The sequence below is a fragment of the Bacillus sp. SIMBA_031 genome, assembly GCF_046535225.1.
In the GTDB taxonomy this organism is placed as follows: Bacteria; Bacillota; Bacilli; order Bacillales; family Bacillaceae; genus Bacillus; species Bacillus velezensis.
In genome coordinates this window covers 209,454-221,927 of the sequence record NZ_JAWRXC010000002.1, presented here as the reverse complement: position 1 = coordinate 221,927, position 12,474 = coordinate 209,454, and the positions used below count along the sequence as shown (strand labels likewise).

Below are 12,474 nucleotides of genomic sequence, written 5' to 3'. Positions count from 1 at the left end.
GTGTTTTGCTGTCAATAAAAGGTGAACAGCCTCTGTATAAAACATGATTTTTCCGGAACCTGCGGTAAAAAACAAAACTTTTTACTCTTTTGTTTCACTATAAAATGAAAACGGTTTCGTATGCGCAGTATATTTAACCTATCACAATTGCTCCAGCAGAAACGAACAGGAAGGATAGAAAAACAGATGAAATACATGAATTCAAGGCAGAAAAAGATTTTGTATCTGTTGTTATCTGAACCTGATGACTACTTAGTTGTGCAAGATTTTGCAGACAGGGTCCGCTGTTCTGAAAAAACGATCAGGAATGATTTGAAAACGATTGAAGATTTCCTGAATGAACATGCTCAAGCTCAGCTGATCCGCAAACCGGGATTAGGCGTCTATTTACATATATCTGAACAGGAAAGGTCACGATTAAGCCGGCAAATTTATAATGAGCACTTTACATGCAGGCACAAGACCGATGAAGAAAGAATACTTCACATCGCTTATGATTTATTAATGAATTCAAAGCCCGTTTCCGCAAAAGAAATTGCCGCACAGCATTTTGTAAACAGAGCTTCGATTAAAAAGGATGTAAGTGCGGTTGAAGAGTGGCTGAAGCGATTTGATCTCACGCTGGTATCTAAACAGCGGCTCGGTTTAAAGATTGAAGGGGACGAAAAAAACAAAAGAAAAGCATTGGCGCGAATTTCAGATTTGATTGATAATGCGGAATTTACAAGCCAATTTATAAAAAGTAAGTTTTTAAGTCATGAAGCGGACTTTGTGAGAAAAGAAATCAAGTTATTACAAAAAAACCATTCTATCTATTTTACGGATGAAACATTTGAAAGTTTGCTGCTGCATACATTGCTGACGATCCGCCGTATCAAAATGAAACAGCCGGTCGCCATTTCTGCAAGACAGCTGGACGCGGTAAAAAAGAAGAAAGAATATGAATGGACACTGGCTTGTTTAAAACGGCTTGAGCCGGTATTTGCCATACGGTTTCCTGAGGAAGAAGCCGTCTATTTAACTTTACATATAATAGGCGGGAAAGTCCGCTATCCATCGCAGCAAGAAAAGAAGCTTGATCTTGAAGATTCTGAGTTTTCCAAAGTCGTCAGGCATTTGATCAACTGTGTTTCAGAACTGCAAATGCTGGATTTTCATAAAGACCAGGAACTGATCAACGGATTGAACATTCATCTCGATCCGGTGTTGAAGCGGCTGAGCTATGATCTCTCTGTTTCAAACCCCATGCTTCACGACATCAAAAAAATGTACCCTTATTTGTTTCATCTTATCATTGACGTTTTAGAAGACATCAATCAAACATTTGATCTTTGTATTCCTGAAGAAGAGGCGGCATATTTGACGCTGCATTTTCAGGCAGCGATCGAACGGCTGCGCCGAAGCAGTCATAACCCTAAAAGGACGATCATCGTCTGCCATATGGGCATTGGCATGTCGCAATTGCTGCGGACTAAAATTGAACGCAAATTTCATCACATTACGGTAAAAGACTGTATCGCAAAAGCGGAGCTGACAGAGTATATCAAAAAGCATAAAGATATAGATTTCGTCATTTCTACGATAGGGCTTGGAAATGTAACGATCCCTCATATTGTCGTATCACCGCTTTTGGAGTCTGCTGATGAAAAGAAGCTCAGCGCATTTATGCAACAGCTTGATACATCACACCGCCGGGAGCAAAAAACGTTTAAAATGCTGAACGACACGACTCCGTTTCTCGTTTTTTTACAGCAAGAGACAGAGCACCGTTATCAGGTCATTGAAAAGCTGGCGCAGGCTTTATATGAAAAAGGCTATGTAGAAAAAGAGTATGGCATTCATGCAGTAATGAGAGAAAAAATGTCGGCGACAAATATCGGGGCGGGTATTGCCATCCCTCACGCGAACTCTAAATATATCAAACAATCAGCCATTGCAATCGCCACCTTAAAAGAGCCGATTGAGTGGGGGACGGAAAAGGTGTCGCTCGTTTTTATGCTTGCCGTCAAACACGAAGATCAAAACAAGGTAAAGCAATTATTCAGTGAGCTTTCCTATCTTAGCGAGCAGCCGGCACTTATTCAAAAACTGACGGAAGAAAAAAATGTAATGACGTTTTTATCGTATTTAAACTATTAAAAGCAGGGAATGGCTCCCTGCTTTTTTTCTGTTTATAGGGAAAAATGCCGTTATTTCCGGAACTTATGGTAAAAAAACGCGCTTATCACAGGCTGATTTCAGTATAAAGTTGAGACAAGATCTTGAAATTCAGACTGCAAAGGAGGATTTATATGAAACTGTTAGCGATTACATCATGTCCGAACGGCATTGCCCATACGTATATGGCTGCTGAAAATTTACAAAAAGCAGCCGGCAGATTAGGCGTTGAGATCAAAGTGGAAACCCAGGGCGGAATCGGGGTGGAAAATAGGCTGACCGAAGAGGAAATCCGGGAAGCAGACGCAATCATTATCGCGGCGGACCGTTCGGTGAACAAAGACCGATTCGCGGGAAAAAAGCTGCTGGCTGTCGGGGTTCAGGAAGGCATCCGCAAACCGGAAGAATTAATTCAAAAAGCGCTTAGCGGTGAAGTGCCGGTCTATCAATCTGCTTCAAAAGCTGAATCCGCAAGTCAGCAGGGCAAAAAACAAAACCCGATTTACCGTCATTTAATGAACGGCGTTTCTTTTATGGTTCCTTTCATTGTTGTCGGCGGATTATTGATAGCGGTTGCATTGACGCTTGGAGGAGAAAAAACACCAAAGGGCTTAGTCATTCCGGACGAGTCTTTTTGGAAAACGATTGAACAGATCGGCAGTGCTTCTTTTTCATTCATGATCCCGATTTTAGCCGGGTACATCGCGTTCAGCATCGCTGATAAGCCGGGTCTTGTCCCCGGAATGATCGGCGGATATATTGCGGCATCCGGCAGCTTTTACGACAGTGCAAGCGGCGCAGGATTCCTCGGAGGAATCATTGCGGGATTTTTGGCGGGATACGCGGCGCTTGGAATCAAAAAATGTAAAGTTCCTAAAGCAATACAGCCGATTATGCCGATCATTATTATTCCGGTGTTTGCCTCACTGATCGTCGGTTTGGCGTTTGTATTTCTGATCGGCGCCCCCGTCGCTCATATTTTCGCATCATTAACGGTTTGGCTTGCGGGAATGAAAGGTTCGAGCTCAATTCTTCTGGCATTGATTTTAGGAGCGATGATCTCCTTTGATATGGGAGGACCCGTAAACAAGGTGGCCTTTCTTTTCGGATCGGCAATGATCGGAGAAGGAAATTATGAAATTATGGGCCCGATTGCCGTTTCCATTTGTATACCGCCGATAGGGCTTGGGATTGCAACGTTTTTAGGAAAAAGAAAATTCGCCGCCGCAGAAAGAGAAATGGGAAAAGCTTCATTTACGATGGGCCTTTTCGGTATCACGGAAGGAGCTATTCCATTTGCGGCCCAAGACCCCCTTCGAGTGATCCCGAGTATTATGGCGGGTTCTATGACCGGCTCGGTGATAGCGATGATCGGCCATGTGGGGGACAGAGTGGCACACGGCGGCCCCATCGTTGCTGTACTTGGAGCAGTAGATCATGTATTGATGTTTTTTATCGCTGTAACAGCAGGCTCTCTTGTCACCGCTCTGTTGGTTAATGTACTGAAGAAAGATATGGCGAAATCCCCCGCGCCCGGCGAGGTGCTGCCGTCTGCTGCACCAAATGAAGCTGCAGCGGCAAAAGAAACAAAGGAACCATCTCAGGCTGACAGCCGAAAAGCCGGGATGACCGAAATCAAAAAACTGACTGACATTATCAGTACGGACTTGATTGAACCGCATTTATCCGGCGAAACGAGGGATGACATTATCGATGAAATGATCGAGAAAATGTCCCGTAAAGGTATGCTGCTGTCTGACAGCGGATTTAAGCAGGCCATTTTGAGTCGGGAACAGCAGGGAACCACGGCGATAGGTATGAATATCGCCATTCCGCACGGAAAGTCTGAAGCCGTCAAAAAGCCGGGTGTCGCATTCGGAATAAGACGTTCGGGTGTTGACTGGAACAGCCTTGATGGTTCTGATGCAAAACTGATTTTTATGATTGCCGTACCTAAGGAAAGCGGCGGAAATCAGCATCTGAAAATATTGCAGATGTTATCCCGAAAACTGATGGATGACAGCTATCGGGAAAGGCTGCTCGCCGTTCAGACAAAAGAAGAGGCGTATGAGCTTCTGGAAGAAATCGAATAAAGCGGGGGATGATCATGTCTACTGAACCGATATTTTTCAATCCGGTTTTCAAAGAAAGAATTTGGGGAGGCGCCGCCCTGCGTGATTTTCACTATAATATTCCGTCCGAGCGGACAGGGGAGTGCTGGGCCTTCGCCGCTCATCAAAATGGACAGAGCACAGTTCGAAACGGCATGTATAAAGGATGTACGCTCGGTGAATTGTGGGAGCATCACAGAGATTTATTCAGAAACCTTGAAGGAAACCGTTTTCCTCTTCTTACAAAAATTTTGGACGCGGACCAAGACCTTTCCGTCCAGGTGCATCCGAATGATGACTTTGCCAAAATGCATGAAAACGGAGAACTTGGAAAAACCGAATGCTGGTATATCATTGATTGTGCAAAAGATGCGGAGATCATTTTCGGCCACAACGCAACAACAAAAGAAGAACTGATATCCATGATTGAGCGCGGAGAATGGGACGGGCTCTTGAACAGAGTTAAGGTAAAGCCGGGAGATTTCTTCTATGTTCCAAGCGGCACCGTTCACGCGATTGGAAAGGGCACACTTATTTTAGAGACGCAGCAAAATTCAGATACGACTTACAGATTGTATGATTACGGAAGAAAAGATGCGGACGGCAGGTTGCGCGAGCTCCATCTGGAAAAAAGTATAGACGTGATAGACATTCCATCTGTCCGTGAACGGCCGACCGTTCACTATAAACAAACAGATGATCTGCTGGCAGCTGTTTTAATAGAATGTCCTTATTTTTCAGTCGAAAAGTGGGTTGTAAAAGGTGAAGCAAATCTATTCCAGCATCATCCCTTCCTTCTTGTCAGCGTGATCGAAGGAGACGGAATAATGATTGCAGGCGGGCATGAATATCCCTTTAGAAAAGGAGATCATATTCTCCTGCCTTCCGGTTTGGGAGAATATAAACTGGCAGGCCATGCAAATTGTATTGTGTCTCATCTGTGATCCTCAAAACCCTTCTCTAGCATCAGAGAAGGGTTCCTCATCACTTTTGCAAAAATACCGAAATTTCCAGCGTATCAGTGTTTTCGTTCCTGAATTTATTCTCTCAATTTGTATATCTCCCGAGCCATCGATTCAAGTATGTACATAGCGGGGATTTGGGTGGTGATATTCGCATTTTCAACCCATTCTTCCGTCACGTAATATGAAATATTCACATCGGACATTTTGGCAATGGTTGAATGTTTATGATTTGTAATACTGATGACCCGGCTTCCTTCTTGTTTCAGCTGATTCAGATGAGTCACCGTAGAATCTCCTTCACCTGAAACCGATAATGCGATCGTGATGCTGTTATGGCGGAAATGGGAATGGGCCGGAAAGTAAGGATCTTTAATATACATTGAAAGTTTCCCTAAGCACGAAAAATATCTGGCTCCGTATTCGGCGAGAATTCCTGAACTTCCCACTCCGATAAAAATGACGCTTTCTGCATCGGCCGCAAGGGCAGCTGCTTCCTTCAGCTTTTCTTCCATGCCTCCGCTTACTGTTCTTTCAAAAAACTCGGCAACGGAATGATGGGGACTCTTTAAAATCGTTTTTTTATTTGCCTCCGCATACATTTTCAGCTTCACCTTAAACTCTGAAAACCCTTCACAGTTTATTTTTTTGCAGAAACGTAAAATAGAAGCCGTAGATACATGGGTTTCATTTGCCAATTCACGGATGCGCATATAGACGACTTTCTCGCTGTTTTGGGAGATGTAGTTGTATAAAGAAGTTTCAAGCTCGTTAAATGAAGCAATCATTTTGTGTGTGAACATGCAGGGGGATTCTCCTTTTTATGAGAATGGTGAATGTACATCTCATCGTAACATATCATTTTTAAAAGAAACATAGTGTTATTTTCATGTGACAAATCACTTTTTGTGTCATTCAAAACAAGACGTCAGCCAACGATTTACGGTCAAAACAACTGCGGATATAATTCGTTCATACGCTTTATGTATGATCTCTTCAAGGGCCGCTGACAAAAGCGGCCGAAAAAAGGAGGACAATATGAGTATCAAACTGATAGCGGTTGATATGGACGGAACGTTTTTGAATGATGAAATGGCATATAACAAAGAGCGTTTTATGAATCAGTATCGTGAATTAAAAGCGCGGGGAATTAAATTTGCCGTAGCAAGCGGAAACCAGTATGCGCAGCTTACATCCTTTTTTTCGGAGATCGAAAGTGAAATCGCTTTCGTTGCCGAGAATGGCGCTTTCGTCGTGAATGCCGGAGAAGAATTATTCGCGGGTAACATGTCTGAAGACACTATAAAAGCAGTGATCCGTGCTTTAGAGCAGTATGAGGTGAAAAACGTCATTGTCTGCGGAAAAAAAAGCGCGTATATTCATGAAAATGCCAGTGAAGATGAATATCTGCATGCCAGTAAGTATTATTATGTGTTAAAAAGGGTGCCGCATTTTGAAAACATCGATGATGACATTTTAAAATTTTCCATCAGCTTTCCCGCCGAACATTGTTCCGCACTTCTGAGGCATTTAAAAGACGCCATCGGGTCTTTCGTCACGCCTGTATCAAGCGGGCACGGTGACATAGATCTGATCATACCGGGGCTTCATAAAGCAAGCGGGATTAAGCTTCTCCAGAAACAATGGGGGATAAATGATGAAGAATGCGCGGCCTTCGGAGACAGCGGCAATGATTTGGAGATGGTGTCTGCCGTGAAATACGGAGTCGCTATGGATAATGCGCAGGAAAGCATTAAACAGGCTGCCGCGCATATCACGCAATCAAACAATGAAGAAGGGGTCTTAAATGCGATTGATTCCATTCTCAAATGTGAAAAACCCTTTGTCTGAAATAGACATTTTAACTGCGGAGGTGCTGAACGATGATTAAATTAGTGATTACTGATTTAGACGGTACATTTTTAAATAATCAAGGCGATTTTGACAGAACGTTATTTGAAAAGACAAAACGAGTAATGGAGGAACAGCATGTCGCTTTCGCCATCTGCACCGGGAAGCAGTGTGAAAGGGTGGAAGCTTTATTCGGAGAAGATGCGAAAGATTTTTGGATTTTAGGAGACAGTGCCACACGTATAAAAAAGAACGGCAAGTTCGTATATGAATCTTTGATCAGCAATGAAGCGGGACTGTCAATTATAGGCGCTTTAGAAAAAATCAGCTGCGGGCATAGCATTATCGCATGCACAAAAAAAGGCGCGATCGTAAAAGAAAATCTGTCTGAAAGTGAGATGATATATGTAAATGCCTCTTATGCACATGTAACGAAAATAACTGATTTTACTGAGATAAAAGACGATTTTATCAAGATTACGGTTCATGATCCCGACGCCAACTGTCCGGAAACGAGAGAAAAGCTGCATGAATTTTTTCACCAATTATATATCGTAGCATCAGAGGATACCTGGATGGACATATCAAATATCGGAATACATAAAGGAACAACAGTACAAGAACTGCAGCGATTAATAGGGGTTTCGGCTGATGAAACAATGGCGTTCGGTGACGGCCGCAATGACAAAGAATTGATGGAAGCGGCATCCTACAGCTTTGCGGTTAAGAATGCCATTGACGAAATAAAAGATGCGGCGCACTTTGTCATCAAATCAAATGAGGAAAGCAACGTCATGCACACGATTATGAGAATATTAGCGCTGCAAAAACAATGATGGGCTAAAGCCAATGCGGCAGGACTTACTAGGGAAAGAAAAAGCGGGCTATCCTCAGACTTTAATTCAATCCTGATTTACCTAAAATATGTTAAAAATGAATAAATATCTATATTTGACTCGATGGTATTGGTATAATATGTATAAAATGAATGAAACGGCATAATATCAAGATGAAAAAAATCACTTCATATCAGACAAAAAGCAGGAACTTCCTCGTTTTTAAATAAATTGGGAGGTGTTTGTATTAGCCCGCTGTTGAGTCCCGCGTATATCATTCTTATTTTTCTTCCGGCAGCTTCTTTTCTGTTAGGGATATTAGGGTATTTCATCTTTAAAAAAGTATGGATGATGGTTGTTATTGTCTTCATTTTGTCCTTGATATTCATGTTTATTGTAATAGGTGCCGAGCCGACATTTTTCATATGGGTGGCTATGATGACGGGGAGCTGTTTTGTCTCCGGTTCAATCACTAAGACGATATGGACTTTTGCAAAGCGAAAATATTAGACAGAAGAATCCTGTTTGAACAGCTATCTTTTTTTTGTCGATTGAAGAAAAAGAAGGATAGAGTTATCCGTTATGTTCTTATTTTTTGTCTGTTGTTGTCAGATCGGGCTTTCTGTTAAAAATGTCTGTCTATCGTTTTGTTCTTTTTTAACTAAGCGGAGCACTATAATTGAACTGTAGATACATAGAAAAACAAGAAAGGATAAGGAGGATTTTTATGTTTCAAACCTTAGACCATTTTTTGAAATCTTGGGAGTTCGAAGCCGATGCGACACAGAAACTGCTGAATCATCTGACTGATGAATCACTTAAACAAGAAATCACTTCACAACATTGGACTTTAGGCCGTATTGCATGGCATACTGTCGCTGCCATTCACATCATTACCTCAAACACAGATTTAACATTTCACGCTCCGGCTGAAGATTATCCTGTTCCTGCATCGGCGCGGTTTATTGCTGAGAGTTATCATCAAGCCAGTAATGCATTTGTACAGGCGTTAAAAACGCAATGGACTGACGATACACTTCAAGAATGTGTCAACTTTATTGGTCAGCAATTGCCGAATGGTTCACTTTTGATGTTTTTAATTCAACATCAAAACCATCATCGAGGACAAATGACTGTCCTTATGAGACAAGCAGGTTTACCTGTTCCGGGTATTTATGGTCCGGCAAAAGAGGAATGGGCAACATTCGGTTTGGAAGCTCCGAAATAGAATGTTGTTGTAAGGGCTCGAATGAATAGATGATACCAATCGATGTTGGTATCTTTTTTGTTTTAGTCTTAGAGTGATTAAACCGGTATCCATGACATGCAGACGAATCAAGAGTTCAAAAGATGTAAATTAAGGTCAATAAATGCAGAAAGGTGATTATGATGATAACTAAAATGACGCGATTCAATATGAAAGACTTCAATAAACCAAACGAACCTTTCGTTGTTTCAGGGAGAATCATCCCTTCATTTGAGGACAATGTTTGGACATATACAGAGGAGAAATTTGCTGAACCTTATGTCAAAAAATATGACGATGAAGACATTGATGTCAGTTATATTGAAGAAGAGGATAAAGCTGTCTTTTTTTATTACGCAGAGAACGACTGTGTCGGCCGGAGTAAGCTTCGTTCTAATTGGAATGGATACGCACTGATTGAAGACATTGCCGTTGCAAAAGATTATAGAAAAAATGGTGTCGGGACGGCTTTATTACATAAAGCGATTGAGTGGGCAAAGGAGAATCATTTATGCGGTCTTATGCTTGAAACACAAGATATTAATGTTTCAGCTTGTCATTTTTATGCCAAAAATAACTTTGTCATAGGAGCGGTCGATACAATGCTTTATTCCAATTTTTCAACAGCAAATGAAATTGCGGTTTTTTGGTACTGTAAATTTTAAAGATAACAGTATTTGATGTTTCGTCATTTAGCGGGTGTGGTCGCAAAGTATTCAAAACATCGGTTTGAAGATTTATAATAAGGTATATCAATCAATGCAGGGGGAGTTATGGATGAAGTGCAAAAAAATGAACAGGGTACAATTAAAAGAGGGAAGCGTATCAATGGCCCTATAAACTGCGTCTGCCCTCATTAATGGAGGGAAAATTGTGAATACGCCTTATTCACAGTCAGCTTTACGGCACAACCAAGTGTTCATTTGGCTTTGTGTTTTGTCATTTTTCAGCGTATTAAATGAAATGGTTTTGAACGTCTCATTACCTGATATCGCCAACGATTTTCATAAACTGCCGGCGAGTGCAAACTGGGTGAACACGGCCTTTATGTTAACCTTTTCCATCGGAACTGCTCTGTATGGGAAGTTATCAGATCAACTGGGCATCAAAAAGCTGCTCCTATTTGGAATTATGGTAAATGGCTTCGGATCGATCATTGGATTTGTCGGACACTCTTTCTTTCCTGTACTCATTCTGGCCCGATTTATTCAAGGGGCTGGTGCAGCCGCATTCCCGGCTCTTGTGATGGTTGCAGTAGTACGCTATATTCCGAAAGAAAACAGGGGTAAAGCAATTGGTCTGATCGGGTCGCTGGTGGCAATGGGGGAAGGTGCCGGACCAGCTATTGGCGGAATGATCGCTCATTATATTCACTGGTCATATTTGCTGCTTATTCCGACAGCAACAGTTATCACCGTTCCATTCCTGATGAAACTGCTGGAAAAGGAAGAAAGAATCAGCGGGCGCTTTGATATGACGGGGATTATATTAATGTCTGCAGGCATCGTATTTTTTCTGCTGTTTACAACGTCATATAGACTATCTTTTCTGATCATCAGTATTCTGGCTTTCCTGATATTTGTGAAACATATTAGGAAAACTCAAAATCCCTTTGTTGACCCTGCACTGGGGAAAAATGTCTTGTTTATGATGGGCGTCCTTTGCGGAGGCCTGATATTTGGCACTGCTGCAGGATTTGTGTCTATGGTTCCTTATATGATGAAAGATGTTCACCATTTAAGTACTGCGGCAATTGGAAGCGGGATTATGTTCCCCGGGACGATGAGCGTCATCATCTTCGGTTACATTGGAGGATGGCTTGTTGATCGGAAAGGTTCTTTATATGTGCTGACCATTGGGATTGCATTGGTGTCTTCCAGTTTTTTAATCGCTGCCTTTTTCATAGATGCGACACCTTGGCTCATGACCGTTATAATCGTTTTTGTTTTTGGGGGGCTCTCCTTCACAAAAACGGTTATATCTACAATTGTGTCTGGCAGTTTGAAACAAAAGGAAGCCGGCGCCGGAATGAGTCTGCTTAATTTTACAAGCTTTTTATCAGAGGGGACGGGTATTTCGATTGCAGGCGGTTTATTATCGGTCCGCTTGCTGGATCAAAGGCTGCTGCCTGTTAACGCTGATCATTCCGCTTATTTGTACAGTAATATGCTCATTCTTTTTGCAGGAATCATCGTTATGAGCTGGCTGGTAACCGTGAATGTCTATAAACGTTCGCAAAGAAATGACTAAAAAGGGAAAAGGATCAAACTTGATAAAAGTTTTGATCCTTTTTTTGAGGAGCTTCCTTATTCCGAAACCTTTTGTCGATCAATGAAAGGGGAGTTAAAGTGAATTACATTTATAAGAAAAAGGAAAAGAAAAATGGAAATTGTATCATTTCAATCAGAGATAAATGGGAGAATGCACTTATTGAGTTTGAACAAAAAAATAATCAAATTGAGATCATGATCAATTATCGTAACGAGAAAACAACCAAGTTTTCACTGCCAATCGAGACTTTTGAGAAAGTGTATGAGGATATTAAAATAGGCCGGAGAGAAAGTTAGTCATTCTGTTTGAAAATGACCATGAAGTTCGTAAGCAGTATGGTTTTAACACGCATTTGGATTCCCCTGACAAAGTAAAGGTTTTTGGGGATTTATGTTAAAACAATAGTAAGAACCTTGTGCAGCGGACAGGGAGTTTCGTTGCTTCATAAGGAGAGGGAACTATGAAAAATAAGATTCACATACTGGGAGCCTCCGGAGTCGGAACTTCAACATTGGGAGTTGCATTATCAAAGCATTTGCCTCATACGCATCTTGATACTGATGATTACTATTGGACAGATAAATTCACTAAGAAAAGAGAAATTCCTGAAAGAAGAAAGTTGCTTGAAAAAGACTTGACAATAAATGAGAAATGGATTCTTTCTGGCGCAGTGTGCGGCTGGGGCGATGATCTAAAAAGTTATTTTGACCTTGTCATCTTCTTATGGATTCCGCAGGATATACGGCTTGAGAGATTAAGGCATAGGGAATTTCACCGTTATGGAAACGAAGTGTTAGACGGCGGCAGTAAATATGAACAATCAAAAACATTTTTAGAGTGGGCTTCTTTATATGATAATGCCGGAATGGAAGTTAGAAGCAAAGCTTTACACGAACATTGGATGGCAGATTTATCTTGTCCATTGTTAAAAATTGAAGGAGATTACTCAGTCAATGAAAGAGTTGATCGTGTCTTGGATTATCTGAATTCTAATTAAACTAACGATGGAGATAACTGCAAAATCCAAAAGTCAAAGACGG

13 protein-coding genes are annotated in these 12,474 nt (G+C 41.5%); 12 read left to right on the top strand and 1 reads right to left on the bottom strand.

Annotation, left to right across the window (positions count from 1 at the left end; genetic code table 11):
* Positions 1-186 precede the first annotated feature (186 nt).
* From manR to manA, 3 genes are all read left to right on the top strand, one after another.
* Positions 187-2,139 (top strand): mannose transport/utilization transcriptional regulator ManR, encoded by a 1,953-nt coding sequence (gene manR, locus SB724_RS07970; RefSeq protein WP_410570716.1) that lies wholly within the window; start codon positions 187-189, stop codon positions 2,137-2,139.
* A 152-nt stretch (positions 2,140-2,291) separates the two neighbouring features.
* Positions 2,292-4,250 (top strand): fructose-specific PTS transporter subunit EIIC, encoded by a 1,959-nt coding sequence (locus tag SB724_RS07965; protein ID WP_410570714.1) that lies wholly within the window; start codon positions 2,292-2,294, stop codon positions 4,248-4,250.
* Positions 4,251-4,264: 14 nt separating this feature from the next.
* A complete protein-coding gene (gene manA, locus SB724_RS07960; RefSeq protein ID WP_410570712.1) occupies positions 4,265-5,212 on the top strand; it encodes a mannose-6-phosphate isomerase, class I in 948 nt (315 codons plus the stop codon).
* 95 nt (positions 5,213-5,307) lie between these two features.
* On the opposite strand, the gene SB724_RS07955 is transcribed toward manA, so the two are convergent.
* Positions 5,308-6,033 (bottom strand): MurR/RpiR family transcriptional regulator, encoded by a 726-nt coding sequence (locus tag SB724_RS07955; protein WP_410570710.1) that lies wholly within the window; start codon positions 6,031-6,033, stop codon positions 5,308-5,310.
* Positions 6,034-6,268: 235 nt separating this feature from the next.
* Here SB724_RS07955 and SB724_RS07950 point away from each other — a divergent pair, with 235 nt between their 5' ends.
* From SB724_RS07950 to SB724_RS07910, 9 genes are all read left to right on the top strand, one after another.
* Entirely contained in the window at positions 6,269-7,081 is an 813-nt protein-coding gene (locus tag SB724_RS07950; RefSeq protein ID WP_410570708.1) for a Cof-type HAD-IIB family hydrolase, read from the top strand.
* A 32-nt stretch (positions 7,082-7,113) separates the two neighbouring features.
* The gene (locus SB724_RS07945; RefSeq protein ID WP_410570706.1) at positions 7,114-7,917 is read left to right on the top strand and encodes an HAD-IIB family hydrolase; all 804 of its coding nucleotides are present in this window, start codon (positions 7,114-7,116) and stop codon (positions 7,915-7,917) included.
* Between the two features lie 231 nt (positions 7,918-8,148).
* Entirely contained in the window at positions 8,149-8,427 is a 279-nt protein-coding gene (locus tag SB724_RS07940; RefSeq protein ID WP_307773981.1) for a DUF2651 family protein, read from the top strand.
* Between the two features lie 217 nt (positions 8,428-8,644).
* Positions 8,645-9,145 (top strand): DinB family protein, encoded by a 501-nt coding sequence (locus SB724_RS07935; protein WP_265971226.1) that lies wholly within the window; start codon positions 8,645-8,647, stop codon positions 9,143-9,145.
* Between the two features lie 161 nt (positions 9,146-9,306).
* Complete coding sequence (gene satA / locus SB724_RS07930; protein WP_029326061.1) at positions 9,307-9,828, top strand: streptothricin N-acetyltransferase SatA; 522 nt, start codon at positions 9,307-9,309, stop codon at positions 9,826-9,828.
* Between the two features lie 112 nt (positions 9,829-9,940).
* Positions 9,941-10,003: a tetracycline resistance efflux system leader peptide gene (locus SB724_RS07925; protein WP_134816631.1), complete on the top strand. Its 63-nt coding sequence runs from the start codon at positions 9,941-9,943 to the stop codon at positions 10,001-10,003.
* A gap of 33 nt (positions 10,004-10,036) precedes the next feature.
* A complete protein-coding gene (gene tet / locus SB724_RS07920) occupies positions 10,037-11,413 on the top strand; it encodes a Tet(L)/Tet(K)/Tet(45) family tetracycline efflux MFS transporter (protein ID WP_410570703.1) in 1,377 nt (458 codons plus the stop codon).
* Positions 11,414-11,511: 98 nt separating this feature from the next.
* On the top strand, positions 11,512-11,730 hold the full coding sequence (locus SB724_RS07915) for a hypothetical protein (protein WP_031378922.1): 219 nt from the start codon (positions 11,512-11,514) through the stop codon (positions 11,728-11,730).
* A 164-nt stretch (positions 11,731-11,894) separates the two neighbouring features.
* A complete protein-coding gene (locus SB724_RS07910; protein ID WP_263612078.1) occupies positions 11,895-12,431 on the top strand; it encodes an ATP-binding protein in 537 nt (178 codons plus the stop codon).
* Positions 12,432-12,474: the final 43 nt, after the last annotated feature.

What these genes read in the sequence shown, in the direction of transcription:
- SB724_RS07910 (WP_263612078.1), top strand. Translation starts at nt 11,895, where the DNA reads ATGAAAAATAAGATTCACATACTGGGAGCCTCCGGAGTCGGAACTTCA.
- SB724_RS07955 (WP_410570710.1), bottom strand. Translation starts at nt 6,033, where the DNA reads ATGTTCACACACAAAATGATTGCTTCATTTAACGAGCTTGAAACTTCT.
- SB724_RS07965 (WP_410570714.1), top strand. Translation starts at nt 2,292, where the DNA reads ATGAAACTGTTAGCGATTACATCATGTCCGAACGGCATTGCCCATACG.
- SB724_RS07945 (WP_410570706.1), top strand. Translation starts at nt 7,114, where the DNA reads ATGATTAAATTAGTGATTACTGATTTAGACGGTACATTTTTAAATAAT.
- SB724_RS07950 (WP_410570708.1), top strand. Translation starts at nt 6,269, where the DNA reads ATGAGTATCAAACTGATAGCGGTTGATATGGACGGAACGTTTTTGAAT.
- satA (WP_029326061.1), top strand. Translation starts at nt 9,307, where the DNA reads ATGATAACTAAAATGACGCGATTCAATATGAAAGACTTCAATAAACCA.
- manR (WP_410570716.1), top strand. Translation starts at nt 187, where the DNA reads ATGAAATACATGAATTCAAGGCAGAAAAAGATTTTGTATCTGTTGTTA.
- manA (WP_410570712.1), top strand. Translation starts at nt 4,265, where the DNA reads ATGTCTACTGAACCGATATTTTTCAATCCGGTTTTCAAAGAAAGAATT.
- SB724_RS07935 (WP_265971226.1), top strand. Translation starts at nt 8,645, where the DNA reads ATGTTTCAAACCTTAGACCATTTTTTGAAATCTTGGGAGTTCGAAGCC.